Raw genomic sequence first — 26,276 nt, 5'->3', positions numbered from 1 at the left:
TGCCGTGTCTCAGGCCTCGCGCAGGGCCTTGGCGAGCGTCCCGTCGCCGGTCACCTCGATACGTCCGTCCCGTACGGCGTCCAGCACGCTCAGGTCGCCCCGGCCGACCGCCGCACACGTGCCGGTGTCCAGCGACAGGCGGGCGTCGGGCTCCTCGGGCGCGGGGCCGGCGCCGTACACCGGAACGTCCTGGGCACCCACGTACAGATGGAACTCGCCTTCCTCCAGCCGGACTTCGACGAGCCCTCCGCCACTCACGCCGTCCACCGCGTCCAGCCCGCGCAGCAGGGGCAGCGCGAACCAGTGGGCCCGTACGGCGTCCGTGGCGCGCCGCTCGCCCAGCTCGGGCCCGCCCCACTCCCCCAGCGCCTGCAGCACGGGCAGCAACTGGCGTCCCCGGCCGGTGAGTTCGTACACGTATGCGGCCCCGGGCGGAGGCAGCCGACGTCGGGTCGTGAGGCCGTCCCGCTCCATGTCCTTGAGCCGCGAGGCCAGTACGTCCGTGCTGACGCCCGGCAGGTCCGTGTGCAGGTCGGTGTAGCGGCGCGGACCGGCCAGCAGCTCCCGGACGATCAGGAGAGTCCAGCGGTCGCCGACGACATCGAGGGCGCGAGCGACGGAACAGTGCTGGTCGTAGCTTCGGCGAGGTGACATGCGACGCAGTCTAGACATGTTGTTGGACTTTCCAAGCTGAAACTTGGTAAAACCAAGCAACACACGAACCGGAGGGGCGTAAGCGCATGGAGTTCCGGCAGTCGAGCAAGCTCAGTGAGGTCTGCTACGAGATCCGCGGACCGGTGATCGAGCACGCCAACGCACTGGAGGAGGCGGGCCACAGCGTCCTTCGCCTCAACACCGGCAACCCCGCGCTCTTCGGCTTCGAGGCACCGCCGGAGATCCTCCAGGACATGATCCGCATGCTGCCGCAGGCCCACGGCTACACCGACTCGCGCGGCATCCTCTCCGCCCGCCGGGCCGTCGCCCAGCGCTACCAGGAACGCGGTCTGGAGGTCGACGTCGACGACGTCTTTCTCGGCAACGGCGTCTCGGAACTGGTCTCGATGGCCGTGCAGGCCCTCGTCGAGGACGGCGACGAAGTCCTCATCCCCGCCCCGGACTTCCCCCTCTGGACGGCCGTCACGACCCTCGCGGGCGGCAAGGCGGTCCACTACCTCTGCGACGAACAGGCCGACTGGTACCCGGACCTGGACGACATGGCGGCGAAGATCACCGACCGCACCAAGGCCGTGGTCATCATCAACCCGAACAACCCCACCGGCGCGGTCTACCCGAAGGAGATCATCGAGGGCATCCTCGACCTGGCCCGCCGCCACGGCCTGATGGTCTTCGCCGACGAGATCTACGACCAGATCCTGTACGACGACGAGGTGCACCACTCGGCCGCCGCGCTCGCCCCCGACCTGGTCGTCCTCACCTTCTGCGGCCTGTCGAAGACGTACCGCGTGGCCGGCTTCCGCTCGGGCTGGCTGGTGGTGACCGGCCCGAAGCAGCACGCGCGCAGCTACCTCGAGGGCCTGACGATGCTGGCCTCGATGCGCCTGTGCCCCAACGCGCCCGCGCAGTACGCCATCCAGGCCGCGCTCGGCGGCCGGCAGTCCATCCACGAACTCACCGCCCCCGGCGGCAGGTTGCGCGAACAGCGCGACCGCGCGTGGGAACGCCTCAACGAGATCCCGGGCGTCTCCTGCGTCAAGCCGAAGGGCGCGCTGTACGCGTTCCCGCGCCTCGACCCGGCCGTGCACAAGATCCACGACGACGAGAAGTTCGTCCTGGACCTGCTACTCCAGGAGAAGATCCAGGTCGTGCAGGGCACCGGCTTCAACTGGCCCTCCCCCGACCACTTCCGCATCCTCACGCTCCCGTACGCGGACGACCTGGACGTGGCGATCAGCCGGATCGGGCGGTTCCTGAGCGGTTATCGGCAGTAACGCCGACCGGGGCGGTCGACCCGCGTCCGCCATGGGTAGCCCTTCCCCATGACGGACCGACCGCTGCTGCTCCTCGATGTCGACGGCCCCCTCAACCCGTTCCGCGCCCGGCTGCTGCGCCACCGGGGCTACGTGACCCGCCGGGTGCACCCCGCCAACTGGTCCGCACGGCAGAAACCGGGCTCGCGCCGGCTCCGGCGGGGCCTGCGGATCCGGCTGCACCCGGGACACGGCGCCCGGCTGCTCGCCCTGCCGTACGACCTGGCGTGGGCCACGACCTGGATGCACGAGGCGAACGAGATGATCGGCCCGGTGATCGGGCTGCCGGCCGCCCTCCCGGTGATCGAGTTCACCAACCTGTTCGCCGAGGACCCCGACGGCCTGTACTGGAAGACACGGCGCGTCGTGGAGTGGGCCGAGGGCCGCCCCTTCGTCTGGGTCGACGACCTGATCACCGACCTCGACGTCCGCCATGTGGCCGAACATCACGCCGGGCCGGCACTTCTGCTGCGGATCGACCCGCGCCGGGGTCTCGGGGAGCGCGAGTTCGCCGAGCTGGAGCGCTGGGCTCGCGATGTCAGACCCGGGTCGTAGTCTTCGAAAGGGTCGATGACCGTTCGACCTCATCGGCCGACCACCGGGGAGGAGTGCGCCATGACCCGTCCGCCGACCCCCGCCCAGCGACGCGTCATCGAAGCCGCCGACCCCGTCACCGGACGGCTGCGGGGTACGGAGTTCCAGCTCGCCGCGCTGGTGAAGCGAGGGCTTGCCTTCCGGCACCCGCGGCCGCCGCACGCCCACTTCCTGACGCCGTCCGGCCACCGCGTACGCGAGGAGGCCAGACACCCGGACACGCCGGCCCCGGCCGAGGCCGTCCCCGCTTCCGGGGCCCCGGGGGTGTTCGCCGCTCGGGTGGGCGGCGAGGAGGAGATACCGGCCGCCGGGCCCGCCCGGACCCGTGAGGTGCACAGTGCCTGGCAGGGGCTGCTGGAGCTGCGCCGGATGACCAACACGGACGGCGCCACGGACCGTCCGTGCGGCTGGGAGCGTACGCATCTGGTGCAGGCCGCCGCGCTGGCGCTGGAGGCGGCCGGGCACCGCCCCGAGGACGGCGGCGGGGTCGGTGGTGGCTACCGGGTGCGGGCGACTCCGCAGCCGGAGGCCGTCGCCGTGCGCGAGAACGACGGTGCCGCCCTGCGGGCCTGCGCGGCAACCTTGGAGCGGACGGGCTGGCAGGTCGGCGAGCACACCGAACCGCGTACCGGCGCGCGCTATCTGCTGGCGTCACCCCGCCGGAAGTAACTGCCGGATACGCGAAGGCGGTTGACGGCTGTGAGCAACCGCTCAGTACGCTTGCGCCCTCGTCGTGAAGCCGAGCAGTAGTGCCGTAGTGCAGCCTGAAGGGGAAGTCGTGGTCGAACCGTTTTCCGTCCCGGTGACCGTGCGCGGGTACGAGACCGATATGCAGGGGCACCTCAACCAGAGCGTGTATCTCAACTACGCGGAACACGCCCGCTGGTCGTTACTCCACGCCGCCGGGATCAGCCAGGCGGAGCTGTTGGGCGAAGGCGTGGGACCGGTCGCCCTGGAGACCACCATCCGCTATCAGCGGGAGCTGCTTGCGGGTGACGAGGTGGAGGTGAGCTGTGACTTCGTCTGGGGTGAGGGCAAGACCTTCCGTATCCGGCAGACGATCCGCAAGACCGACGGCACGATCGCGGCGGAGGTCACGGCGGTCGGCGGGCTGATGGACCTCAAGGCACGCAAGCTGGTCGCGGACCCGAAGAAGTACTTTCGCGCGCTGGCGTCGGAGCCGCGGCTGTTCGGCCTCTGAGCGGTACTCGCGGCGGCCTCCTGGACGAACTCCGGCCGAGGGCCGTCCCCCTCGGCCGGAGGTCTGTGCGGGCGGCCTGTTGCGGCCTGTTCAGGACGCGCCCGGCACGTCAGGCGCGCGCCGCGATGGCGGCCAGCCGGCGGGCCTCGGCGCGCGTCGAGCGGGCGATCTCGTCCTCGTCCACGTGCAGCAACCGCCCGTTCTCGACGATCTGTTCGCCGTTCACGAACGACGCCGTGACCGGGGCCGCCGCGCCGAAGACGAGGGCGGTGACCGGGTCGGCGATCGACGCGTGGGCCAGGGTGTCCAGGTTCCAGAGGACCAGGTCGGCGAGCTTGCCCGGCTCCAGTGACCCCGTCTCCCTTGCCCGGCCCAGGACTTGGGCGCCGCCGTACGTACCGAGGCGCAGTGCCTGTCGGGCGTTCAGGGCCGCTTCCCGGTGTGCCCCGAGGCGGTTGATGAGGAGGGCGTTGCGCAGTTCGGTGTGGAGTTCGCCGGACTCGTTGGACGCGGTGCCGTCGACGCCGAGGCCGACCGGGACGCCGGCCGCGAGCATGTCGGGGACGCGCGCGATGCCCGCCGCCAGCCGGGCGTTGGAGGACGGACAGTGGGCCACACCGGTCTTCGTCCGGGCGAAGGCGGCGATGTCCGAGTCGTTCATGTGGACGCAGTGCGCCATCCACACGTCCTCGCCGAGCCAGCCGGTGGACTCGAAGTAGTCGGTCGGTCCCATGCCGAAGAGTTCCTTGCAGAACTGCTCCTCCTCGACCGTCTCCGAGCCGTGCGTGTGCAGCCGTACGCCCTTGCGGCGCGCCAACTCGGCGCCCTGGCGCAGGAGTTCGGTCGACACGGAGAACGGTGAGCAGGGGGCGACCGCGACCTGGGTCATGGCGTCGAAGGAGGGGTCGTGGTGCTCGTCGACCGTGGCCTCGGTGGCGGCGAGTGCGCCCTCCAGCGTCTCGACGGCGAAGTCCGGGGGCAGTCCGCCGTCCTTCTCGCTGCGGTCCATCGAGCCGCGCGCGAGGGTGAAGCGGACGCCCATCTCGCGGGCGGCGCCGATGATCGCGCCGGACAGGTCGCCGGAGTCCTTCGGGAAGACGTAGTGGTGGTCCATGGCGGTCGTGACCCCGCCGCGGGCCATCATGGCCAGCGAGCCCTGCGCCGCCGCACGGACCATCGGCTCGTCGATGCGCGCCCAGGTCGGGTACAGCGCCACCAGCCAGTTGAAGAGGTTGTGGTCGGTGGCAAGGCCCCGGGTGATCCACTGGTAGTAGTGGTGGTGCGTGTTGACCAGGCCGGGGGTGACGAGGTGCCCGCTCGCGTCGACGCGCCGGACCACGTCCGCGAGGCCCTCGGGGGCCTTGCCCGGGCCGACCGACTCGATGCGGTTGCCGGCGATCACCACATGGCCGGAGGCGTACTCGGTGTCGGCGGCGTCCACGGTCGCGACCGCGCAGTTCTCGATGACGATGCGCTGAACCATCACTCGGACGTCCTTACAGGTTGGTGAGGTCGGCGGGGATGCGCGGCTCGGCGCCGTCACGCAGGATCGTGCCCTCGATCAGGCCGTACGGCCGGTCTGCGGCGAGGTAGACAGCTCCGTCGGCGGTGTCGTTGGTCAGCCCGAACGGCTTCAGGTCCACCAGGAAGTGGTGCTTGTTGGGGAGGGCGAAACGCACCTCGTCGATCTCGTCGCGGTGCTCGATGATCCGCGCGCCCATCTGGAACAGGGTCTGCTGGAGCGAGAGCGAGTAGGTCTCCGCGAAGGCCGAGAGCAGATGCCGTCGGGTCTGTGCGTAGGACTCCTCCCAGTCGGGCATCTCCCGTTCCTCGTCGGACCAGTTGAAGCGCCAGCGCGCGGACACCTGGGTCGCCAGGATGCGGTCGTACGCCTCGGGGAGCGTCGTGTACTTGTCCTTGACGTAGCCCCAGAACTCGGAGTCGGTCGTGTTCATCACGACCAGGTCCTTGAGCCCGGAGACGACCTCCCACGACGAGCCGTCATACGTGATCTGGGTCAGCCGGGTCTCCTGGCCCTGTCGGGCGAAGGAGTGCTCGCCCTCGCCCGCCGCCTCGATCCGCTCCCAGGAGTACTCCTCGATCCGGATGCGCGCCCTTTTGATCGGCTCCTGGCTGGTCACGAAGTGCCGGGCCAGATGGATGCCGAACTGCTCGGCGGAGTCGATGCCGTACTCCTTGGCGAAGGCGTACACCGTGTTCTTGGTGGTGTCCGTCGGCAGGACGTTCGCGTTCGAGCCGGAGAGGTGGACCTCGTCCATGTCGCCGGAGAGCGACACGGAGACGTTGAGGTCCTTGACGTGGTGGGTGGCGCCGTCGCGGGTGACGCGCACGACGCGGTTCTCGGCCTTGCCGTACTGGTTCTGCCCGAGGAACACGGGCCGGGCCGGGGCGGCCGCATCGGTCATGGCTGCATCGGTCATGGTGCTGCTAGCTCCCTCGGTATACGGAGTAGCCGAACGGGTTGAGCAGCAGCGGTACGTGGTAGTGCTCGCCCGGCACGACGGCGAACGTGATCGCCACCTCCGGGAAGAACGCTCCCGCCGCTCCGCTGTCCCGATTCGCGGGGGCGTCCTGCTGCGCATCGGCCTGTTTCTTCTCCAGATACGGCTCGACCTCGAAGTCGAGCCGTACGTGGGTGATGCCCTCCGGCAGCGCCGGCAGATCCTTGCACCGCCCGTCGGCGTCGGTCGCGCTGCCCCCGAGCGCCCGCCACGCCGCGTCGCGCCCTGCGCGGGCGGCGAGCCGGACGGCGACGTCGGCGGCGGGACGGCCGACGCTGGTGTCCAGGACGTGCGTGGACACGGAGGCGACAGGGGCAGGGGGATCGACGGCGTCGGTGCTCATGTCAGTTACCGCTCTTCTCTTCCTGTTCTTCCCGTACGAGATTGCCCAGCCGGATGCGGTTGATCTTCCCCAGTTCGATGCGGACGATCTCCCTCTCCCGCTCCGGCGTGTTCCCGAGCCGTTCCCGCGCCGCGTCCCGCATCTGCTCGCCGGTCCGGCCGGTCGCGCAGATCAGGAAGACATGACCGAAGCGCTCCTGGTAGGCGAGGTTCAGTTCGAGCATCTCCGCCTTCAGTTCCCCGGAGGCGCCGGCCATACCGCGCTGTTCGCGGGCGGAGGTCGGGTCACCGGGCCTGGGGCGGCCGATCGGCGGGTGCCCGGCCATCGCCTCGGCGAGGTCGTCGGCGGTAAGTCCGGCCGTCGCGGTGTCGCTCGCCGTGTACAGGTCCTCGGCGGTGGCGTACGGCCGCTTCGCGAGCAGGTGCCGCCCCCAGGCCGTCGAGGCACAGGCCTCGTGGAGGGCGGCGCGGGCCGCGGACTCCTCCAGGGCGTTGAACCGGGCGAGTCCGCCAGGGGTCGTACTCGACGTCACGGCGAGCCTCCGTGGCCTTGTGCGTGCTGGGTGTGCCGGTTGTTCCGGGGGTGCGTGCGGTGAGGCACACCGGGCCGGCTGCGTTCGCACAGCTAACGCCTTCCGGCGACGAGACGTCAACACTTTGTTGAAAATCCCGGGGTGGCGGCGCCTTTCGCGCCGGGCCCGTCAGGCCTGTTTCTCGCGGTTCAGGTAGTTGTAGACCGTGAACCGGCTGACCCCGAGGGCGCCCGCGACGGTCTCGACCCCGTGCCGCACGGAGAAGGCGCCGCGCGCCTCCAGTATCCGTACGATCTCCTGCTTGGCCTTGCGGTCCAGTTCAGCCAGCGGCTTGCCGTGCCCCCGCTCCAGCGCGGCCAGGATGTGATCGAGCGAGTCGGCGAGCTGGGGCAGGCGTACGGCGATCACGTCGGCGCCCTCCCAGGCGAGCACCACGTCGTCGGGGCCGGCCCGGCCGGGCGCGAGCAGCTCGCCCCCCATGGCGTCCACCAGCGGTTTCACGGCCGCGACGAAGGCCGCACCGGCGGACCCGTCCCCGGCGCCGGTCACCGGCCGCCCTCGCCGTCGATCACGTTGACCTGGAGCGAGATCCGGGTGGCGCCCGCCTCCAGGGTTCTGCGCAGCAGCGCGTCCAGGGCGGTCAGTACGGCGTCGGCACTTCCCTCGGCGGTGTTGCCGAACGGGCCGACGTCCACCGCGTCCAGTTGGGCCGCCTCGATCACCTCACGAGCGACCAGCGCGTGTGCGGGCGCCTCGTCGAGATCGAAGGGCTCGGTCGTGAACTCCACTCGCAGTCGCACTGTGCACATTCTTCCGTCAGGTCGTGTCCCAGCCACTCGGACACGACCCTAACGGACTCCTCCGCGAAATCAGCGGGGACGGCACCCACACCCGCCGGCAGCCACCCCGCGTCATGAACTGGCTTACAGCCGGAGGGAGTTCACCTTCATGACCGGGTCGGGGGCAGTGTCCCGCGCAGCGGCGGCGCGCCACCTGCGGGCGAGGGAGACGGCCAGTACCGTCATTGCGGCGAGCGTCGCGACACAGGCCGCCAGGGCGGGCAGCGGGGCAATGGCTCCGCCCGCCTGCCGTACGTAGGCCAGGGTCGCCGAGTCGAGGTGCGTGCCCAGCAGATGCGCGGCGGCCAACGCTCCCGAGACGACGACGGCCGCGCCGGTCACGACCGACGACCAGCTGAACCACAGCGCCGCGCCGGCCAGCAGGCAGAGCGCGGAGACACCGAGCGAGGCGGCCAGTCCGTGCTTCGGCGCGTCGACCCAGTCGAGGGGGAAGTGGGCCGCGCCGCAGAGCATGACGAGGACGGCGACGGCCCGGCGGAGCCACAGGACGTCACCCCGCCGGGCACCAGCGACGACCGCCGGCTCCTCGGCGCGCGGTGCGGGGGACTGCGCGATGCGCGGGGCGGTCCCAGGGTCCGCACCATCACCCTGCGCGTCGCCGTCCTGGGCGTCGCCGATGCGCCCGATCAGCTGCACGAGGTCCTCGACGGGCCTGCCGGTGGCGGCGGCGTGCACCGCCTGGGCCTCCGCGTGGGCTGCGTGCGGGGCCGCGTGCAGGAGCGCGACCAGTCGGCCGACCTCGGCGACCGGCCGCTGTTCGGCGGCTGTCCGGATCGCCTCGTCCATCCGGTCGACGCTGTGGTCCGGCGGGCCCAGCAGTTCCACGAGGCGCGAGACGTCCTCCACGGAGCGCGCCACGGCCGCCACGCGCAGGACGGTCGCAGCGGTCGGCAGGCCGTCGGGCGACTGCTCCAGGAGGGTGACGAGCTGGACGACGTCGTCCAGCGGCCTGGCGACGACCAGGGTTCGCACCAGGTCGTCCGTGCGTATACGGGTGACGGGACGGGGTTCGCCCGGTCCGGGGTTCCCCGGGCGGGCAGGGAACGGCTCGACGGCCATGTTCGCCTCTCAACTTCAGTGCACCGGCACACGGGAAACGTGTGCCCCGCTCATATGAACGTTGAACCCTGTGTAACCGCCCGCTTCCCGCCCCGCCACTCGGGAGAGCCCCCTTGACAAGCCCCGGCGTTCGGCGGCAGTCTTCCATCAAGTAGAAACTCATTTCCGCAATGCGGAATATTAAATAGCATGAAACAGAAAATATGGAGTGAGGCATCAATGGAGGCGCCGACGGCCATGGGACTCACAGAGCAGCGCTTCACCGTCAACCTGTCGATCCTCTTCACGGAGCTCCCGCTCCTGGAGCGCCCGGCGGCGGCCCGGGCCGCCGGCTTCACCGCGGTCGAGCTGTGGTGGCCCTGGCTCGACTCCCCCACTCCGGCCAGGTCCGAGCCGGCCTCCCTGCGGTCCGCGATCGAGGACGCCGGCGTCCGGCTCACCGGCCTGAACTTCTACGCCGGACAGCTGCCGGGCCCGGACCGGGGCGCCCTGTCGGTGCCCGGGGCCGAGTCCGAGCGGTTCCGCGCCAACATCGAGGTCGCCGCGGAGCTGGCCGAGTCGCTCGGCTGCGGTGCGCTCAACGCGCTGTACGGCAACCGGATCGACGGCGTGGACCCGGCCGAGCAGGACGCGCTGGCGCTGGAGAACCTGGTACTCGCGGCCCGGGCGGCGAACCGTATCGGCGCGATCCTCCTCGTCGAGGCGCTGAACAAGCCGGAGTCCCCCCGGTACCCGCTGGTCAGTGCCCCGGCCGCCGTGGAGGTCGTCGACCGGGTCAACGAGGCGACCGGGCTGGGCAACGCCCGCTTCCTGATGGACCTCTACCACCTGTCCATGAACGGCGAGGACCTCCCCTCGGTGATCGACCGGTTCGCCGCGAAGACGGGCCATGTCCAGATCGCCGACAACCCCGGCCGCGGCGCCCCCGGCACCGGCACGCTCCCCCTCGCGGACCACCTGGACCAGCTGCGCAAGGCCGGTTACGAGGGCCGGGTGGGCCTGGAGTACAAGCCGGGCGACCGACCGAGCGCCGAGGCGTTCGGCTGGCTGCCGCACACGGCACGCCGCACCCCCTGACATCACCGAGCAACCGACCAGCAGAGAGGCGTCCCGAAATGAGCGATCTCCCCAAGGTCGCCTGGATAGGCCTCGGCATCATGGGCTCCCCCATGTCCGAGAACCTGATCAAGGCGGGTTACGACGTCACCGGCTTCACTCTGGAACAGGACAAGCTCGACCGTCTCACCGCCGCCGGCGGCACGGCGGCGGCATCGACCGCCGAGGCCGTGCGCGACGCCGACGTGGTGATCACGATGGTGCCCGCGTCACCGCAGGTCGAGGCCATCGCGTACGGCCCGGACGGCATCCTGGCGAACGTACGGCCCGGCGCCCTGCTCGTCGACATGTCGTCGATCACCCCGCGGACGTCGGTGGACCTGGCGCAGGCGGCGGCCCAGAAGGGCGTACGGGTGCTGGACGCGCCCGTCTCGGGCGGTGAGGCGGGCGCGGTCGAGGCCGTACTGTCCATCATGGTCGGCGGCGAACAGGCCGACTTCGACCATGCGAGGCCGCTCCTCGAGGCACTGGGCCGGACCATCGTGCTGTGCGGCCCGCACGGCTCGGGCCAGACGGTGAAGGCGGCGAACCAGCTGATCGTCGCCGTGAACATCCAAGCGTGTGCCGAGGCCGTGGTCTTCCTGGAGAAGTCGGGCGTGGACCTGGAGGCGGCGCTGGAGGTGCTGGGCGGCGGCCTGGCCGGCTCCACCGTGCTGACACGCAAGAAGAACAACTTCCTGAACCGGGACTTCGCGCCGGGCTTCCGTATCGACCTCCACCACAAGGACATGGGCATCGTGACGGACGCGGCCCGTTCGGTCGGCGCCGCACTGCCGGTCGGTGCGGTGGTCGCCCAACTCGTCGCATCCCTGCGTGCACAGGGTGACGGGGGCCTGGACCACTCGGCCCTGCTGCGGGCCGTGGAACGCCTCTCCGGCGCCTAGGGTCTGTCGTCACATTCCCGCCGTCCGTCCGAAGGGCGGGCCAGGCGGCGTCAGGTGCGTGCTCTCGGCGTGCCGGGCGCAGGCCCTCGTACTGGTTGTACGTGGGCATGTGTCCGGTGCGGCGAGAGTGCGTGCATGGCGTCGCCAGGCAGGCGGGAATGTGACGACAGGCCCTAGGTCTGACGCCCCCTCCCCGCCCTCCCCGATCTTCCGGGCGGCGCCGGCGCCGACAACTGTCCTGTCGCGCCCAGGCGCCGGCGCCGCCCGGAAACCTCAAATCCAGCTCTGAACCCGGCCCCGGGGGCTTCAACTACCCCCGGAGTCGGGCACATTGTTGTCAGCACGGGGGAACAGCACGGGGGAACAAGGGGAACAACGCACGGGGGAACAACGGGGGAAACAAAGAGGGGGTGCCCATGGGCACCCCCTTCTTCCGTGGCTCAACTGTGTCGGCGTCCTCGGCGTCAGACCTTCAGCGTCCTGATGGACGTCGGCGCATGGCCCGGCTCGGTCGCGATGTCCTCGAACTCCACCACGTTTCCTATGTCGTTGGTCGTCGACATGGAGATGTTCGTGACGCGCTCCAGGATCGCCTCGACGACCACCGGCACCCGGTGCTCCGCGGCGAGCTTCTTGGCCTGCTCGAAGGCGGTGGCCAGTTCGGCCGGGTCCGTCACCCGGATCGCCTTGCAGCCGAGTCCTTCGGCGACCTTGACGTGGTCGACGCCGTAGGCGCCCAGTTCGGGCGAGCCCAGGTTCTCGAACTCCAGGTTGACCTGGAAGTCGATGCCGAAGGCCCGCTGCGCCTGCCGGATCAGGCCCAGGTAGGAGTTGTTCACCAGGACATGGACGTACGGGATGCGGTGCTGGGCGCCGACCGCCAACTCCTCGATCATGAACTGGAAGTCGTAGTCGCCGGAGAGGGCCACCACGGACGCCTCCGGGTCGGCGACGGCGACACCCAGCGCGGCCGGGATCGTCCAGCCGAGTGGGCCCGCCTGACCGCAGTTGATCCAGTGGCGGGGCCGGTAGACGTGCAGCAGCTGGGCGCCGGCGATCTGGGAGAGGCCGATCGTCGTCACGTACCGCGTCTCGGGGCCGAAGACCTTGTTCATCTCCTCGTACACACGCTGCGGCTTGATCGGGATGTCGTCGAAGTGCGTACGCCGCTGGAGGCGGGCCCTGCGTTCCTGGGCCGCCGCCGCCCATTCGGAGCGGTCGGGGAAGCCGCCCGCGTCCCGCAACTCCCTGGCCACCGTGACGAAAAGCTCCAGCGCGGCCTTCGCGTCGGAGGCGATGCCGTAGTCGGGGGCGAAGATGCGGCCGATCTGGGTGGGGTCGATGTCCACGTGGACGAAGGTGCGGCCGGCCGTGTAGACGTCGAGCCGGCCGGTGTGGCGGTTGGCCCAGCGGTTGCCGATACCGAGGACGAAGTCGGACTCGAGGAAGGTGGCGTTTCCGTAGCGGTGCGAGGTCTGGAGGCCGACCATGCCGGCGTTCAGGTCGTGGTCGTCCGGCAGCGTGCCCCAGCCCATGAGGGTGGGGACGACCGGGACGCCCGTCAACTCGGCGAACTCGACGAGGAGTTCGGCGGCGTCGGCGTTGATGATGCCGCCCCCGGCGACGATCAGCGGCCGGTGTGAGGCGTTCAGCAGCGTGAGCGCCTTCTCGATCTGGGCGCGGGTCGCGGCCGGCTTGTGGACGGACAGCGGTGCGTAGGTCTCCGGGTCGAACTCGATCTCCGTCTGCTGGACGTCGACCGGCAGGTCGATCAGGACCGGCCCGGGGCGGCCCGAGCGCATCAGATGGAAGGCCTGCTGGAGGACGCCGGGGACCTGGCCCGCCTCCAGCACGGTGGTGGCCATCTTCGTGACCGGCCGGGCGATGGAGGCGATGTCGACGGCCTGGAAGTCCTCCTTGTGGATCACCGCGGTGGGCGCCTGCCCCGTGATGCAGAGGATCGGGATCGAGTCACCCGTCGCGGAGTACAGCCCCGTGATCATGTCGGTGCCCGCCGGCCCCGAAGTGCCCACGCAGACACCGATGTTGCCGGGGTGGGTGCGGGTGTAGCCCTCGGCCATGTGCGAGGCGCCCTCGACATGCCGGGCGAGGGTGTGGCTGATCCCGCCGGCGGCGCCGAGTGCCGCGTAGAAGGGGTTGATCGCCGCGCCGGGAACACCGAACGCGTGCGTGACGCCCTCTCGCTTGAGGATCTCGACTGCCGCGCGGGCAGCGGTCATACGTGCCATGGAGGAACTCCTCGGATTCGTACTCCCGTCGCGCCCCTCGGAGAGTATGAGATTCCGCATCGCGGAATTTGTTTTCTGCTATCTGGAAACAATGTAAGTGGGGTCGGAAAGGCCGTCAAGAGACGGACAAGCGGGGGTCAGGTGGAGCACGATGGGGCTCTGACCCCGACGTCACGTAGTGGAGTGGGCCATGGCCGAGAGCATGCCGGTGCGGTGCCCGGCCTGCCTGCGCGAGCATCTGTACGCGGCGCCGTCCTATCCGTGCGCGTGCGGTGCGCCGGTCAGCCCGTCGCTCGACGAACGGGCGACCGCGACGGCCGTCACCCACCGGGTCTGGGACGAGCAGTGGATCACTGTGCGCTGCACGGCCTGCGACCGACAGGACCAGTGGCCACACCCCGAACTGGGCTGCCCCTGCGGTACGGTCCTGCGCATCCCGGTGGCCCGGTCGACCCCGGACGCCCAGCCGACGGCCACCCAGCCCCCGCCCGGCACCACGAAGCTCCCCGGCGCCCTGCGCGCCCCCCGCCCTTCCGCCCGCCCCCGGCGCGCCTTCCAGCCGGTCACCATCCGCACCGCGCGCGACGCCGTCACCGCCGCCGCCCTCTATCTGCGCTGGCTCGGCTACCAGGACATCCGCCGCGCGGACCAGCGCCCCCCGTCAGGCGTGGGGCTCGCCGCCCGCGGAGTCCTGGCGCAGGTCGACCCGACGGTGAGCCCGGCATCACTGCGGGACATCGAGTGCCTGTGGCTGACGGCCATGACGGAGTCCTCGGACTGCGTCTACTTCTCCCTCGCCGGCTACGAGGACGAGGCCCGCGCCGGCGCCGAGAGCCTCGGCGTCCCCCTCTTCGTCCTGGACCTGACCGGCACCCCGCAACCGGTCAACACCCCGGCCGACGACCTCGACGCCACGGGGGTCTGAGAGCCGGACAAGCGCGTCCGGCGCCCCCAAGTGGCGCGGGGAACGGCGCGACCAGCCACGACGGCGCCGCAGCGAACCGCCACCCTCTCGCCGCCCCCGTGCGGCGAACTCACTCCCCGGCGTACCTCTCCCGCAGCTCGATCTTCCGCACCTTCCCCGACACCGTCATCGGGAAGGCGTCCAGCAGCTGCAGCCGGCTCGGGATCTTGTAGTGGGCCAACCGGCCCTCGCAGAAGGCCCGTAGCTCGGCGAGGGTGAGCGGTTCGGTGTCCTCGTGCGGGATGACACAGGCGAGGACCTCCTCGCCGTACCGCTCGTGCGGCACTCCGACCACCTGGACGTCGGCGATCTTCGGATGGGCGTACAGGAACTCCTCGATCTCGCGCGGGTAGATGTTCTCGCCACCCCTGATGATCATGTCCTTGATACGGCCGACGATCTCGACGTAGCCGTCCTCGCGCATCACCGCGAGGTCGCCGGTGTGCATCCAGCGGCCGGCGTCGACCGACTCGGCGGTCTTCTCGGGCTCCTGCCAGTAGCCGAGCATCACGCTGTAGCCGCGGGTGCACAACTCCCCTGCTGTGCCACGGGGTTGGGTCGTTCCGTTCGCCGGGTCGACGACCTTGACCTCGATGTGCGGCAGGACCCGGCCGACCGTGCCGGTGCGGTGCTCCAGGTCGTCGTCCCGGCGCGTCTGGAGGGAGACCGGGGAGGTCTCCGTCATGCCGTAGCAGATGGACACCTCGGCCATGTGCATCTCGGCGACCACCCGTTTCATCACCTCGACCGGGCAGGGCGAGCCCGCCATGATGCCGGTGCGCAGGGACGACAGGTCGTACGTCGCGAAGTCGGGGAGGTTCAACTCCGCGATGAACATGGTCGGTACGCCGTACAGCGAGGTGCAGCGCTCCTGGGCCACCGCCCGCAGGGTCGCCGCCGGTTCGAAGGAGGGGGCGGGGATCACGACGCACGCGCCGTGCGAGGTGGCCGCGAGGTTGCCCATCACCATGCCGAAGCAGTGGTAGAACGGCACCGGGACGCACACCCGGTCCTGTTCGGTGTAGGCGATCAACTCCCCGACGAAATAACCGTTGTTGAGGATGTTGTGGTGGGAGAGCGTGGCCCCCTTGGGGAAGCCCGTCGTGCCCGAGGTGTACTGGATGTTGATCGGGTCGTCGCAGGACAGCTCCGGGAACGGCACGGGCGTGCCGCGCGCGATCAGCGCGTCCCAGCCCGGGTCCCCGATGAACACGGTCTCCCTCAACCGCGGGCATCTGCCCCGCACTTCCGCGACCATCGCCCGGTAGTCGCTCGCCTTGTGGCTGACGGAGGCGAAGAGCAGCGAGATCCCGGCCTGGTTGAGGACGTACTCGACCTCGTGGGTGCGGTAGGCCGGGTTGATGTTCACCATGACCGCGCCGATCCGCGCGGTGGCGTACTGGACCAGCACCCACTCGGGGCAGTTGACCGCCCAGATGCCCACCCGGTCGCCCACGGCGATCCCGCTCGCGATCAGCGCGTACGCCAACTTGTCGACGTCGGCGGCGAATTGGGCGTACGTCCAGCGGCGTCCTGACGGTACGTCGACCAGCACCTCGCGGTCGGGCCAGCTCGCGACGGCCCGGTCCAGGTCGGCGCCGATCGTGTCTCCCAGCAGCGGAGTGCTACTGGTCCCGTGGGCATAGGAAGTCACCGGAAGTCCTCCTCGCGGTACTCGTTCTCCGAACCCGCCGCCGTCGCCTCGCGCAGTTCGATCCGGCGGATCTTGCCGGACACGGTCTTGGGCAGGTCCCCGAACTCCAGTCGGCGCAGCCGCTTGTAGGGGGCGAGGACCTCTCGGCTGTGCTCGAACAGCACCTTCGCGGTGTCCGGTCCCGGCTCCCAGCCCGCCGCGAGCACGACGTACGCCTTCGGTACGGCCAGGCGCAGTTCGTCCGGCGCGGGGACCACGGCGGCCTCCGCGACCGCCTCGTGCTCGAGCAGCGCGCTCTCCAGCTCGAAGGGGGAGATCTTGTAGTCGGAGGCCTTGAAGACGTCGTCGGCGCGGCCGACGTAGGTGATGTAGCCGTCCGCGTCGCGCGAGCCGATGTCCCCGGTGCGGTAGAAGCCGCCGGCCATCGCCTCCGCCGTGAGGTCGGCGTCGCCGTGGTAGCCGGTCATCACGCCGACCGGGCGGGTGGAGAGGTCGAGCGCGATCTCGCCCTCGGACGCGCCCGGTTCGCCCGAGACGGGGTCGAGGAGGACGACCTTGTAGCCGGGGCTCGGGCGGCCCATGGAGCCCGTCTTCAGGGGCTGGCCGGGGCTGTTGGAGACCTGGACGGCGGTCTCCGTCTGGCCGAAGCCGTCCCTGATGGTGACGCCCCAGAAGCGGCGCACCTGCTCGATGACCTCGGGGTTGAGCGGCTCCCCCGCGGCCACGACCTCGCGCGGCGGGGTGCGCAGCTGGGTCAGGTCGGCCTGGATGAGCATGCGCCAGACGGTGGGCGGGGCGCAGAAGGAGGTGACGCCCGCGCGGTCCATCTCCGCCATCAGCCGGGCGGCGTCGAAGCGCGTGTAGTTGTGGACGAAGACGGTGGCCTCGGCGTTCCAGGGCGCGAAGAGGTTGGACCAGGCGTGCTTGGCCCAGCCGGGCGAGGAGATGTTCAGATGCACGTCGCCGGGCTTGAGGCCGATCCAGTACATGGTCGCCAGGTGCCCGATCGGGTACGAGGCGTGGGTGTGCTCGACGAGTTTGGGCCGGGCGGTCGTGCCGGAGGTGAAGTACAGCATCAGGGGGTCGTCGGCGTGGGTCGGCCCGTCCGGCGTGAACTCGGCGGGCGCGTCGTACGCGTCCTCGTACCGCTGCCAGCCCTCGGGGGCGCCGCCCACCGCGATCCGGGTGTAGCGGCCGGGGACCTCGTCGAACTTGCCCGTGTCCTCGGCGCGGACCAGGACGTGGGAGACCCGGCCGCGGTCCACCCGGTCGCGCAGGTCGGCGGGGCCGAGCAGCGGGGTCGCGGGGATGACGACGGCGCCGATCTTCATGGCGGCGAGGGCCGTCTCCCACAGCTCCGTCTGGTTGCCGAGCATGACGAGGACACGTTCTTCGGGGCGGATCCCGAGCCCGCGCAGCCAGTTCGCGACCCGGTGGGAGCGGGCGGACATGTCGGCGAAGGACACCTTGGCCTCGGTGCCGTCCTCCTCGACGATGTGCAGGGCGGTGCGGTCGTTGCCGTCCGCGATGACGTCGAACCAGTCCAGGGCCCAGTTGAAGCGGTCGGGGCGGGGCCAGCTGAAACCCTCGTACGCGGTGGCGTAGTCCTCGCGATGGGCCAGCAGGAAGTCCCGCGCCTCGCGGAAACGCTCGGTCACCGTCGTCATCACTCCTCCTCGATCCCGGACCGTTGCCGGGCGACACTCTGACATCGTGTAATCCGTGACGCAGGTCTCACTACCCCCGAACGGGGGTGAGTGCGACGTATGACCGGCGAACACCACGAGCGAGCCGCGACGAAGGGGCGATGACGTGGCAGCAGACACGGCCGAGGCGACCGAGGTGGGGCGGGCGCTGGCCCGGCTGCGGCGGGTGACCGGGCTGCCGGTGGCCTTCGGCGGGCTGGTGGAGAGCGGGCGCCGCCATATGCGCATCAGCGAACTGAGCGGCACCTCCACCCAGTCGCTGCGGGCGCTCGCGGTGACCGCCGGCAACGGTCTGGGCGGCAGGGCCGTGGCCCTGGCCCGCCCGTGCGCGGTGACGGACTACTCCGCCTCCCGGCAGATCAGCCACGAGTACGACGTCCCGGTGGCCGCCGAGGGCCTGCGCTCCGTGGTGGCGGTCCCGGTGGTCGTACGGCGCCGGGTGCGCGGAGTGCTGTACGGCGCACTGCGCACCGCCCTGCCCCTGGGTGACCGTCTGATCGGCGCGACGGTCGAGGCGGCCCGGGACGTGGAGCAGGCCCTCGTCGTACGGGACCAGGCGCGGGAGCTGCTGGCGGCGGCGCGGCCGGAGCCCGCCGGTGCCCGGGGGCCAGGCGACGGGGCGTGGGAGCAGGTGCGGGAGGCGCACGCGGCGTTGCGTGCGCTGGCTCCGCGGATCACCGATCCGGAGCTGCGGGACGCGCTGCTCGACGCGTGCGGTCTGCTGGCCCCGGGGCGGCCGGTGGACGGGGTCGAGCTCGCGCCGCGTGAGCTGGACGTCCTGGCGTGTGTCGCCTCGGGAGCGTCCAACGCGGTCGCCGCGGAGCGGCTGGGGCTGCGCCCGGAGACGGTGAAGGGGTATCTGCGCTCGGCGATGCGCAGACTCGGCGCCCACTCGCGTGGGGAGGCGGTCGTGGCGGCGCGGCGAGCGGGGCTGCTGCCCTGAGCTCTGTCGTCACGCTCCGCACACGTATACGGTGTATTCATTCACGTGTGACTTGAATTTTCCAATGCCTCAACCGTCCTGTTATTCGGCTCACCACGTCGCCGGTCCGAAATTCAAAGATCTGTTGCCTAATATTGGGGCCCACACGACACAGGAGGGGAGCGGTGACCGTGCGACGGGACTTCCAGGAGCCTGGCCGATGCCGCTCTGACCTGCTCATCGGCCGGGAAGAAGCGCTCATCGGGGCGCGCGAGCAACTGTCGCGCGGCGGCAGTGTGCTGCTGCACGGACCGGCCGGAATAGGAAAGTCGACCGTCTTGCGGACATTGGCCGCGGAATACGGTGAATCGGCACGGACCGTGCTGCGTTGCTCCGCGACGGAGTCCGAATCGCATCTCCCCTTCCTCGCACTCGCCGATCTTCTCGGTCTCGCGCTCGACGAGGTGGCCGGCCAGTTGCCCGTCGCCCAGCGTGTCGCCCTGGAGTCGGCGCTCACCGGCCGTGGCGAGTCCACACTCCAGCGCGACGGCCTCGCCCTGCGGCTCGCGGTGCTCTCGGCACTGCGCGCGCTGGCCGCCAAGGGCCCCGTCCTCGTCGTCGCGGACGATCTCCAGTGGCTGGACACCGCCAGCACCGAACTCCTCGGGTTCGCCGCCCGCCGACTGGGCGACGACCCGGTCCGGATGGTGTTCGCGGGGCGGACGGACGGACAGGAGTACGACCGCTATCTACGCGCGTCCACACCGGACACCCTGGCGGTCCGGGTGAACCCGCTGACCCGCGCCCAGGTGGAGGCGCTCCTGGCACACCGGGGCTACGACCTCCCGCGTTCGACCGTGCGGGAGATCCACCGCACCAGCGCCGGCAACCCGCTGTACGCCCTCGAACTGGGCCGCGCCCTGGCCGAGAACCCCACGCCCCCGCGCCCGGGCGAGCCGCTGCCGGTGCCGACCTCGCTGCGCGCGCTGGTGCTCAGCCGCCTGGAGATGCTGTCCGACGACGCCCGCCGCACCCTTCTCGTGGTGAGCGCCGGCGCCCGCCCGACCCTGGCCCTGCTGCACGCGGCCGGCCGGGAGAACGCCGAGGCCGAGACCGCCCAGGCCGCCGCCCTCGGACTGCTGGCGACGGAGCCCGAGGGCCCGGCCGTACGGTTCGCACATCCCCTCGTCTCGGCCGCGCTGTACGCGGAGGCGACCGCCCAGGAGCGCCGGACCGCGCACGCCGCGCTGTCCACGGCCGCCTCCGACCCCATCGAGCGGGCCCGGCACCTCGCCCTGGCCACCGACGGCACGGATCCGGAGGTCGCATCGCGCCTCGCCGAGGCCGCCGCACTGGCCCGGGACCGGGGAGCGCCGACGGTGGCCTCCTCGCTCGGGCTGCTGGCCGCCCGGTACACCCCGGCGGACAGCGCGCCGACCCCCGACGAGCACCGGTTGCGGGCCGCCGAGGACGCGATCACCGCGGGCGAGCTGGATCTCGCGCGGGACATCGCCCGTCAGGTGCTCGCCCGGAGCACGGTTCCCGCCGAACGGGTACGGGCCTGGATCATCGTGATCGACACGGCCGGTCACGCCATGACGGAGGTCGACGCCGTCTTCCCGCAGGCGCTGGCCGACGCGGGCGACGACCCCCAGCTGCTCGCCCTGATCCACTACCAACTGGCCTGGCGGGCGCTGCTCGTGGAGGGCGACTTCGCCGAGAGCCGCGAGGAGTCCGCACGCGCGGCGCAGCTCGCGGCGCGGGGCGGCGACCGGCACACGGAGCTGATGTCGCTCTCCTTCCAGGCCCACACCGAGACCCTGATGGGCCACCCGGACGCGCCCGCGACCATCAAGCGCGCGCTGAAGGAGCCCCAGGACCCGCAGGTGACCGTCCATCACAACGGCATCGGGTCGGTCCGCTTCCGCTGGCTGATCATGAGCGACCAGCTGCCGGAGGCACGGGCCACCATCACCACGCTGCTGCGTGAGGTGCGCCGGCGCGGGTCGGTCGAGAGCGAGGTGCACTTCCTGCGCGGCCTCGCCGAGACCGAACTGCGCTGCGGGCACTGCGGCCGGGCACTGGACCTGGCCCGGGAGAGTCTGCGGCTGGCCCGGGACACCGGAATCGGCGAGGTCGCCTCCGCGATGCTCGCCGCCCTGGCGGAGGCGTCCGGCGGTGACGTGGACCGGGCGCTGGCACTGGCCCGCGAGTCGGTCGAGCACGCCGAGGAGAACGGTGACCTGATCTATCTGTCCCGGGCCCAGGCAGCCCTGGGGTACGCCCGACTGGTGGCCGGGGACGCGCCGGGCGCGGTGCAGTCGCTGCGCAGGGCACGGGAGTTGGAGCACGATCTCGGCGTCGACGACCCGGCACGCGGACGCTGGCAGGGCGACCTCGCGGAGGCACTCGTCCGCGTCGGCGAGCTGACCGAGGCACAGGAGGTCATCGACGTGTCGCGGGCGCACGCACTGCGGCTGGGGCGCGAGAGCGTGCTCGCGGTGCTCGACCGGGCCGAGGCGCTGGTGCGCGCCGCGCAGGGCGAACACGACGCGGCTGTCGCCCAGTTGACGTCCGCGCAGGACCGACTCGCCAAGCTGGGCTACGGACTTGAGGAGGCGCGGGCCGCCCTCGCCCTGGCCGAGCTGCGCACCGGACCACCGGGGCCCGGCGCCACGCCCGCCCCTACGTCGTACGACGAGGCGGCGCGTCTGTTCAGACGCTCCCGCGCGCTGCCCTGGCTGCGCCGGGTGGACGCGGCCACCGTGCCGAATCCCGCCCCGCAGCCCCTCGTACAGCAGCCGCAGGCCGTCGCCGCGCTCGACGGGCTCGCCGCTATGGAACGTCAGGTCGCGGCGCTCGTCATGGAGGGCGCGACCAACCGCGAGATCGCCGGACGCCTGTTCATCAGCGTCAAGACGGTCGAGGCGACCCTCACCCGGGTGTACCGGAAGCTGGGAATCCGGTCCCGGGTCGACATCGTCCGGCTGGCGGCGGGACGCCACACCAACTGACGTCCGCGTACACGCCGTACGGTCGTGTGCCTGCGCGCGATCCATCCTTGCGCTCTCACCGTACCGTGCCGTCGCGCCCGTACGACCGAGGGTTTTCCCTCCCCCAACTCCCCTAGGGGGTTCCCTCATTGGGACGGGCCTTATCCGGCTCCTACCTTGTGAATGTGCCGCTCGCCGGGCACACGGAGCAGTCCCCAGCGCCCCGTGCACGACCCCCACACCCGCGCGTCCCCCCACCGGCAATCCCCACAAGAGGAGAACCCATGTTCGGGCTCGCCCGTGCCAAGAAGGTCGCCGCAGTTCTGGTGGCCACCGCTGCCGCCGCCTCCACCGCGCTGATCGCCGCCCCCACAGCGGTCGCCGCACCCCAGCCCATCGTGGGCGGTACGACGACCACCGCGTCGGCGTACCCCTACGTCATGCAGATCACGGACGCCTCGCAGAACCAGTTCTGCGGTGGCACCCTCGTCTCGGCGACCAAGGTCGTGACCGCCGCCCACTGTATGGTCGGCGAGACCACGAGCAGCGTCAGAGTCGTCGGCGGCCGCACCTACCTCAACGGCACGAACGGCACCGTCAGCAAGGTCACCAAGATCTGGATAAACCCGAGTTACACCGACGCCACCAACGGCGACGACGTGGCCGTGCTGACCCTCGCGACCTCGATGCCGTACACCACGGCGTCGTACGTCACCTCGTCCCAGACCAGCGTGTACGCGGCCGGCACCACCGCCCGCATCATCGGCTGGGGCACCACCTCCGAGAACGGCAGCTCCTCCAACCAGCTGCGCACGGCGACGGTCCCGACCGTCTCCAACTCCAGCTGCTCCAGCTCGTACGGCTCCAGCTACATCGCGAGCGACATGGTCTGCGCCGGCTACACAGCCGGTGGCGTTGACACCTGCCAGGGCGACAGCGGCGGCCCGCTGATGATCGGCGGCGTCCTGGCAGGTATTACTTCCTGGGGTGAGGGCTGCGCAGAGGCCGGCTACCCCGGGGTCTACACCCGGCTGACCACCTTCTCCAGCCTGGTGGCGACGCAGGTCGCGTCGTAACCACCAGCGGTACAGCCACCACAGTCTCCCGAGTACCCCTCGGGTGAATGCCAGGGGGCGTTGCGGACCGGCCACGAGCGGTCCGCAGCGCCCTCTATCCACTTTCCACGCTCTCCCCGTACGCCTACGAGGCGGCGAACCGGATGTCGTACGCCGTTCCCTCGTGCAGTACCGCGAGCATCCGCTCGCCCTCCTCTGCCACCGCCGCCCGCTGATCCTTCGTGAAGTTGCCGAAGGGCTCGACGGTGAGCGTGCCGTCCGTGAGGTGCCACAGGCCCGCGAGGAAACCGTCGACGAGCAGGACGCGGTGCGCCTGATTGCCCGACCAGCTACGGCCCTTGAGGTCGGCGGGGACGACACGGGTGCGGTCGGCGTGCGAGAGCAGCAGGTTGTCGAACTCGGGCAGGAAACGCGGCGGCGCCGGGGTGTCCTCATCGGGGCGGGGAGCGTCGGGGAGGTCGAAGAGCTCGGTGCCGTGCTCGTCCCGGAAGGTGAGCAGCCGGGGGCGGAGGCGTTCGAAGGCGTCGCGCAACCGGGTCAGACCGGCCCAGGTCTGCATGTCCTTCACGGAGGCCGGTCCGAAGGCGGCCAGATAGCGGAGCACGGTCGTGTCCAGCAACGCGGCCGGGTCCGGTTCGGCGGCCCGGCCGAGCCAGTGCTCGGCGGTGGTGAGGGCGACCTGGCCGCTACGGCCCCACAGGCCGCGCGGAGTGACCTGGACGAGCGGGAGCCGGCAGCGCGCGGCGACGGACAGGGACTGCGGGTCGGCGTCCGGCCACTCCACGAGGAGCGCCTCGCGCAGCTGCTTCATCGTGCGCGGCTCCGCCTCGACGAGGTCCCGGGCCAGGCCTGTGAGCCGGTTGAGGTCGACGCCCTCAAGTCCCTTGCGGAAGTAGGTGAGTTCGCGGTCCCGGGCGGGCTGGACGAGTGGACGCAGGGTGAGGCAGTCGTCGGCGGTGTGGGTGTGGATGGTCGAGCGCATGGTGACGATGCGGACGGCCTCGCGGTCGGCCATGAGCCGGGACAGGTCTTCGGGGCCGAAGCCGTCGAGGCGGGCGGCGAGGGCGTAGTACGGGGGCTTGACGTTCTGCGCCTGGAGACCGAGGAGGTGCGCGAGGGCGTCCTTCGCGGACATCGGTGACCAGGTGAGAAGCAGTTGCCGGGCGAGGGTGGCCCGGTTGAGGGCACGGGGCCCGAGGACGGGGGCAGAGGCCGTCGCCGGCGGCCCTGACTTCGTCCTCGGCCTTGTGCTCGTGCTCGTCCTCGGAGTCGCCGTCGAGGGCGTCTTCGCCGTGTTCCGCTCGCTCTGCATGTTTCACACGCTAGCCCTGCTTGCGGACAGTTTCGGTCCGCAATCTCGCCGGGGCACGGCGACACGGAGAGTGAGCAGCCGAATGCCCCGCTGACAGCGCGTCGACCTGGGGCGCACGTGAAAAACTGGGTAAGAGGCTTGTCCGGACCGGATGACCGGACGAGAGGCGGAGGACAAAGTGGACTGGGGACGGTTCGCCCAGGAGATGGCGTCGATGGCGCGGGATCTCCTGGCACAGGATTCGGTCGGTGCCACACTCCAGCGGATCACGGCGTCGGCCACCGAACTGGTGGAGGGCTGCGACGCGGCCGGCATCCTGGTGCTGCGGGGCAAGAAGGTGGAGTCGCTCGCCCCCACCGAGCAGCTGGTCATCGACAGCGATCAACTGCAGGAGCGGTTGGGCGAGGGACCGTGCTTCGACGCGGCCCTCACCGCCCAGGGAGACCGGGTCTTCCGGATGGCCGACGTCACCACCGACCACTCGCGCTGGCCCGCCTACGCCCCGCAGGCCAAGGCCCTCGGAGTGGGCAGCATGATGGGATTCCTGCTGTTCACCGACGACGAGGACCTCGGCGCGCTGAACCTGTACTCCCGCAGCCCCGGCGTGTTCACCGAGGCCAGCGAGCTGGCCGGATGGCTGCTGGCCTCCCACGCGGCGGTCGCGTTCTCCAGCGCCCGCGCCCATGCCCAGATGGAACAGGCCGTCGCCACCCGCCATGTCATCGGCGAGGCGATGGGCATCCTCATGGGCCGCCACCACATCACCGAGGAGCAGGCTTTCGACGTACTGCGCCGATACTCGCAGCAGAACAACACCAAGCTCCGTGAGATCGCCCGGCAGGTCTGTGAACAGGGCGGTATCCCCTGATCGGGCGGGCGGCGGCTCCCCTGGCACAACGTCCGAACCAGAGGAACCTGAGCGGGTTCAGCCCCATGGGTCGCCGAACCTGACCTACGGACCAAGTCCCCCGTACCGCTTCGTTCACACACTCGACAGGCCTTCCTCGTCCACCCCCACCCCTCCCCGTCCCGGGGCACCGCTCCCGTGCGGTCAGGCGCCGGTGTGGTCGTCGGTGTCGGGGTGCGGGGAGAAGGCGACGTCCAGGCGGGTGAGGCCGCGGAAGTTGAGGCTGCGCTGCCAACGCGGTGGCTCGGCGGTGTCGAGCCGCAGGCCGGGGAGGCGGGTGAGGAGGGCCTCCAGGACGATCGCGCCCTCCAGCCGGGCCAGCGCGGCGCCGAGACAGAAGTGCGGGCCGTGTCCGAACGACATGTGCCGTCCGCCCGAGGCCGTGCGCTCGAAGTCCAGCGTGTGGGGGTCGGGGAAGACGGCCGGATCCCGGTTGGCGGCGCCGCACACCAGGAGCACCGTCTGCCCGGCGGTGACCGTGCGGCCCGCGAGCTCCAGGTCGTGCCGCGCCCGACGCAGCATCAGCTGGACCGGGGCGTCGTAGCGCAGGAGTTCCTCGACGGCGGCGGGCATCAGCTCGGGGCGGCGGCGCAGTTGGTCGGCCGCGTCCGGGTCGCGGAGCAGGGCGAGGGTTGCGTTGCCGATGAAGTGGGTGGTGGTCTCGTGACCGGCGATGAGCAACAGGGCGCAGTTGGCGAGTAGTTCGTCGAGGTCCTGCTCGGTGTTCCCGGCCTGTGCGGTCGCCGTCGCGCGCAGGGTGCCGGGGGCCGGCGGGGTGTCCTGGCGGGTGAAGAGCTCACGGAGGTACGTGAGCATCTCCGCCATGCTCTGTGAGGCCTCGCGGTTGCGGTCGGCGTCGAGCCGGGAGTTGCCGATGGCCTCGGCGACCGGCTCGGACCAGGAGGCGACGGCGGCACGGTCCGCCTCCGGTACGTCGAGGAGGTCGCAGATGACGGTGAGCGGGAGGGGCCTGGCGAGGTCCGCGACGATGTCCATCCGGCCGGTCGGCGCCACCCGGCCGATGATTGCGTCGACGGCGTCGACGATCCGGGCCCGGAGTGCGGCCACGGCCCGCGGGGCGAACGCCCTGCTGATCAGGGCGCGGAGCCGTGGGTGGTCGGGGGCGTCGTTGTAGAGCATCTGCCGGCTCAGGACCCGGGCCAGCGGGCGCAGTTCCTCCGGGACGGCCTCGATGTCCGGGTAGCGCACCGAGGACAGTCCCGGATGATTCGCCGCACCACTGACCACCGCGTGCCCGGTCGCGACCCAGGCGCCCGTGCGCCGGTCCCAGAAGAACTCGTCGGCGCTTCGGAGTTCGTCGTAGAAGTCGTAGAGACGTTCTTGGACTTGGGGCCGAAAGGCCGACAGAAGTGATGAGTGGGTGCGCATCGGGC

Annotated in this window: 24 protein-coding genes; 11 read left to right on the top strand and 13 right to left on the bottom strand. The window is 71.0% G+C overall.

The annotated features are described in order from the left end of the window. Positions 1-9: 9 nt before the first annotated feature. The gene (locus OG241_RS43570; protein WP_405823749.1) at positions 10-654 is read right to left on the bottom strand and encodes a winged helix-turn-helix transcriptional regulator; all 645 of its coding nucleotides are present in this window, start codon (positions 652-654) and stop codon (positions 10-12) included. Positions 655-740: 86 nt separating this feature from the next. On the opposite strand from OG241_RS43570, the gene OG241_RS43565 reads away from it, so the two are divergent. The 4 genes from OG241_RS43565 to OG241_RS43550 all read left to right on the top strand — a co-directional run bounded on the left by OG241_RS43565 (position 741) and on the right by OG241_RS43550 (position 3,783). Beyond that, complete coding sequence (locus OG241_RS43565; protein ID WP_405823747.1) at positions 741-1,949, top strand: pyridoxal phosphate-dependent aminotransferase; 1,209 nt, start codon at positions 741-743, stop codon at positions 1,947-1,949. Positions 1,950-1,997: 48 nt separating this feature from the next. Then, complete coding sequence (locus OG241_RS43560; protein ID WP_405823746.1) at positions 1,998-2,543, top strand: hypothetical protein; 546 nt, start codon at positions 1,998-2,000, stop codon at positions 2,541-2,543. A 60-nt stretch (positions 2,544-2,603) separates the two neighbouring features. Further along, positions 2,604-3,251, top strand: coding sequence for a hypothetical protein (locus OG241_RS43555; RefSeq protein ID WP_405823744.1), 648 nt, complete (start codon positions 2,604-2,606; stop codon positions 3,249-3,251). Positions 3,252-3,360: 109 nt separating this feature from the next. After that, the gene (locus OG241_RS43550) at positions 3,361-3,783 is read left to right on the top strand and encodes an acyl-CoA thioesterase (RefSeq protein WP_405823742.1); all 423 of its coding nucleotides are present in this window, start codon (positions 3,361-3,363) and stop codon (positions 3,781-3,783) included. Between the two features lie 109 nt (positions 3,784-3,892). On the opposite strand, the gene OG241_RS43545 is transcribed toward OG241_RS43550, so the two are convergent. From OG241_RS43545 to OG241_RS43515, 7 genes are all read right to left on the bottom strand, one after another. Then, positions 3,893-5,266 (bottom strand): 8-oxoguanine deaminase, encoded by a 1,374-nt coding sequence (locus OG241_RS43545; RefSeq protein ID WP_405823740.1) that lies wholly within the window; start codon positions 5,264-5,266, stop codon positions 3,893-3,895. A gap of 13 nt (positions 5,267-5,279) precedes the next feature. Then, the gene (gene pucL / locus OG241_RS43540; RefSeq protein WP_405826754.1) at positions 5,280-6,209 is read right to left on the bottom strand and encodes a factor-independent urate hydroxylase; all 930 of its coding nucleotides are present in this window, start codon (positions 6,207-6,209) and stop codon (positions 5,280-5,282) included. 22 nt (positions 6,210-6,231) lie between these two features. Next, a complete protein-coding gene (gene uraH, locus OG241_RS43535; protein WP_405823739.1) occupies positions 6,232-6,648 on the bottom strand; it encodes a hydroxyisourate hydrolase in 417 nt (138 codons plus the stop codon). Position 6,649: 1 nt separating this feature from the next. Further along, on the bottom strand, positions 6,650-7,180 hold the full coding sequence (gene uraD, locus OG241_RS43530; protein WP_405823737.1) for a 2-oxo-4-hydroxy-4-carboxy-5-ureidoimidazoline decarboxylase: 531 nt from the start codon (positions 7,178-7,180) through the stop codon (positions 6,650-6,652). A gap of 168 nt (positions 7,181-7,348) precedes the next feature. Then, entirely contained in the window at positions 7,349-7,729 is a 381-nt protein-coding gene (locus tag OG241_RS43525; protein ID WP_405823735.1) for a helix-turn-helix domain-containing protein, read from the bottom strand. Next, positions 7,726-7,980, bottom strand: coding sequence for a hypothetical protein (locus OG241_RS43520; RefSeq protein WP_405823733.1), 255 nt, complete (start codon positions 7,978-7,980; stop codon positions 7,726-7,728). Before OG241_RS43520 ends, OG241_RS43525 begins: the two co-directional genes overlap by 4 nt. A 123-nt stretch (positions 7,981-8,103) precedes the next feature. Further along, positions 8,104-9,099, bottom strand: coding sequence for a hypothetical protein (locus tag OG241_RS43515; protein WP_405823732.1), 996 nt, complete (start codon positions 9,097-9,099; stop codon positions 8,104-8,106). 237 nt (positions 9,100-9,336) lie between these two features. Between OG241_RS43515 and OG241_RS43510 the strand changes: the two genes are divergently transcribed. Both OG241_RS43510 and OG241_RS43505 read left to right on the top strand, forming a co-directional pair. Beyond that, positions 9,337-10,176, top strand: coding sequence for a TIM barrel protein (locus tag OG241_RS43510; RefSeq protein WP_405823730.1), 840 nt, complete (start codon positions 9,337-9,339; stop codon positions 10,174-10,176). Between the two features lie 38 nt (positions 10,177-10,214). Continuing rightward, positions 10,215-11,099 (top strand): 2-hydroxy-3-oxopropionate reductase, encoded by an 885-nt coding sequence (locus OG241_RS43505; RefSeq protein WP_405823729.1) that lies wholly within the window; start codon positions 10,215-10,217, stop codon positions 11,097-11,099. 464 nt (positions 11,100-11,563) lie between these two features. Here OG241_RS43505 and gcl read toward each other — a convergent pair whose 3' ends face one another. Beyond that, on the bottom strand, positions 11,564-13,348 hold the full coding sequence (gene gcl, locus OG241_RS43500) for a glyoxylate carboligase (RefSeq protein ID WP_405823728.1): 1,785 nt from the start codon (positions 13,346-13,348) through the stop codon (positions 11,564-11,566). Between the two features lie 190 nt (positions 13,349-13,538). Between gcl and OG241_RS43495 the strand changes: the two genes are divergently transcribed. After that, positions 13,539-14,273: a hypothetical protein gene (locus OG241_RS43495; protein ID WP_405823726.1), complete on the top strand. Its 735-nt coding sequence runs from the start codon at positions 13,539-13,541 to the stop codon at positions 14,271-14,273. Positions 14,274-14,382: 109 nt separating this feature from the next. Here OG241_RS43495 and OG241_RS43490 read toward each other — a convergent pair whose 3' ends face one another. Together OG241_RS43490 and OG241_RS43485 are read right to left on the bottom strand one after the other, a co-directional pair. Then, the gene (locus tag OG241_RS43490) at positions 14,383-15,966 is read right to left on the bottom strand and encodes an AMP-binding protein (protein WP_405823724.1); all 1,584 of its coding nucleotides are present in this window, start codon (positions 15,964-15,966) and stop codon (positions 14,383-14,385) included. Next, positions 15,963-17,633, bottom strand: coding sequence for an AMP-binding protein (locus tag OG241_RS43485; RefSeq protein WP_405823722.1), 1,671 nt, complete (start codon positions 17,631-17,633; stop codon positions 15,963-15,965). Before OG241_RS43485 ends, OG241_RS43490 begins: the two co-directional genes overlap by 4 nt. A gap of 145 nt (positions 17,634-17,778) precedes the next feature. On the opposite strand from OG241_RS43485, the gene OG241_RS43480 reads away from it, so the two are divergent. From OG241_RS43480 to OG241_RS43470, 3 genes are all read left to right on the top strand, one after another. Beyond that, the gene (locus OG241_RS43480; protein ID WP_405823721.1) at positions 17,779-18,615 is read left to right on the top strand and encodes a response regulator transcription factor; all 837 of its coding nucleotides are present in this window, start codon (positions 17,779-17,781) and stop codon (positions 18,613-18,615) included. Between the two features lie 164 nt (positions 18,616-18,779). Next, a complete protein-coding gene (locus OG241_RS43475) occupies positions 18,780-21,608 on the top strand; it encodes an AAA family ATPase (protein ID WP_405823719.1) in 2,829 nt (942 codons plus the stop codon). A 263-nt stretch (positions 21,609-21,871) separates the two neighbouring features. Continuing rightward, positions 21,872-22,663 carry a S1 family peptidase gene (locus OG241_RS43470; protein WP_405823717.1) on the top strand — a complete coding sequence of 264 codons (792 nt, stop codon included), beginning with the start codon at positions 21,872-21,874 and terminating at the stop codon, positions 22,661-22,663. A 124-nt stretch (positions 22,664-22,787) separates the two neighbouring features. Here the strand turns inward: OG241_RS43470 and OG241_RS43465 are convergent, their stop codons facing one another. Further along, positions 22,788-23,975: a winged helix DNA-binding domain-containing protein gene (locus OG241_RS43465; protein ID WP_405823715.1), complete on the bottom strand. Its 1,188-nt coding sequence runs from the start codon at positions 23,973-23,975 to the stop codon at positions 22,788-22,790. Positions 23,976-24,126: 151 nt separating this feature from the next. On the opposite strand from OG241_RS43465, the gene OG241_RS43460 reads away from it, so the two are divergent. Next, positions 24,127-24,843 carry a GAF and ANTAR domain-containing protein gene (locus OG241_RS43460; protein ID WP_405823713.1) on the top strand — a complete coding sequence of 239 codons (717 nt, stop codon included), beginning with the start codon at positions 24,127-24,129 and terminating at the stop codon, positions 24,841-24,843. A 183-nt stretch (positions 24,844-25,026) separates the two neighbouring features. Here the strand turns inward: OG241_RS43460 and OG241_RS43455 are convergent, their stop codons facing one another. Then, positions 25,027-26,271 (bottom strand): cytochrome P450, encoded by a 1,245-nt coding sequence (locus OG241_RS43455; protein ID WP_405823711.1) that lies wholly within the window; start codon positions 26,269-26,271, stop codon positions 25,027-25,029. Positions 26,272-26,276 lie beyond the last annotated feature (5 nt).

The organism is Streptomyces sp. NBC_01390 (assembly GCF_045040105.1).
In the GTDB taxonomy this organism is placed as follows: domain Bacteria; phylum Actinomycetota; class Actinomycetes; order Streptomycetales; family Streptomycetaceae; genus Streptomyces.
This window is presented reverse-complemented; position numbering and strand designations above follow the sequence as displayed.

Bases quoted from the DNA above. Each gene is read 5' to 3' on its own strand.
- OG241_RS43460 (WP_405823713.1), top strand. From the start codon at position 24,127: ATGACCGGACGAGAGGCGGAGGACAAAGTGGACTGGGGACGGTTCGCC.
- OG241_RS43465 (WP_405823715.1), bottom strand. From the start codon at position 23,975: ATGCAGAGCGAGCGGAACACGGCGAAGACGCCCTCGACGGCGACTCCG.
- OG241_RS43495 (WP_405823726.1), top strand. From the start codon at position 13,539: ATGGCCGAGAGCATGCCGGTGCGGTGCCCGGCCTGCCTGCGCGAGCAT.
- gcl (WP_405823728.1), bottom strand. From the start codon at position 13,348: ATGGCACGTATGACCGCTGCCCGCGCGGCAGTCGAGATCCTCAAGCGA.
- OG241_RS43570 (WP_405823749.1), bottom strand. From the start codon at position 654: ATGTCACCTCGCCGAAGCTACGACCAGCACTGTTCCGTCGCTCGCGCC.
- OG241_RS43515 (WP_405823732.1), bottom strand. From the start codon at position 9,099: ATGGCCGTCGAGCCGTTCCCTGCCCGCCCGGGGAACCCCGGACCGGGC.
- OG241_RS43505 (WP_405823729.1), top strand. From the start codon at position 10,215: ATGAGCGATCTCCCCAAGGTCGCCTGGATAGGCCTCGGCATCATGGGC.
- OG241_RS43510 (WP_405823730.1), top strand. From the start codon at position 9,337: ATGGGACTCACAGAGCAGCGCTTCACCGTCAACCTGTCGATCCTCTTC.
- uraH (WP_405823739.1), bottom strand. From the start codon at position 6,648: ATGAGCACCGACGCCGTCGATCCCCCTGCCCCTGTCGCCTCCGTGTCC.
- OG241_RS43565 (WP_405823747.1), top strand. From the start codon at position 741: ATGGAGTTCCGGCAGTCGAGCAAGCTCAGTGAGGTCTGCTACGAGATC.
- OG241_RS43470 (WP_405823717.1), top strand. From the start codon at position 21,872: ATGTTCGGGCTCGCCCGTGCCAAGAAGGTCGCCGCAGTTCTGGTGGCC.
- pucL (WP_405826754.1), bottom strand. From the start codon at position 6,209: ATGACCGATGCGGCCGCCCCGGCCCGGCCCGTGTTCCTCGGGCAGAAC.
- OG241_RS43455 (WP_405823711.1), bottom strand. From the start codon at position 26,271: ATGCGCACCCACTCATCACTTCTGTCGGCCTTTCGGCCCCAAGTCCAA.
- OG241_RS43545 (WP_405823740.1), bottom strand. From the start codon at position 5,266: ATGGTTCAGCGCATCGTCATCGAGAACTGCGCGGTCGCGACCGTGGAC.
- OG241_RS43555 (WP_405823744.1), top strand. From the start codon at position 2,604: ATGACCCGTCCGCCGACCCCCGCCCAGCGACGCGTCATCGAAGCCGCC.
- OG241_RS43485 (WP_405823722.1), bottom strand. From the start codon at position 17,633: ATGACGACGGTGACCGAGCGTTTCCGCGAGGCGCGGGACTTCCTGCTG.
- OG241_RS43560 (WP_405823746.1), top strand. From the start codon at position 1,998: ATGACGGACCGACCGCTGCTGCTCCTCGATGTCGACGGCCCCCTCAAC.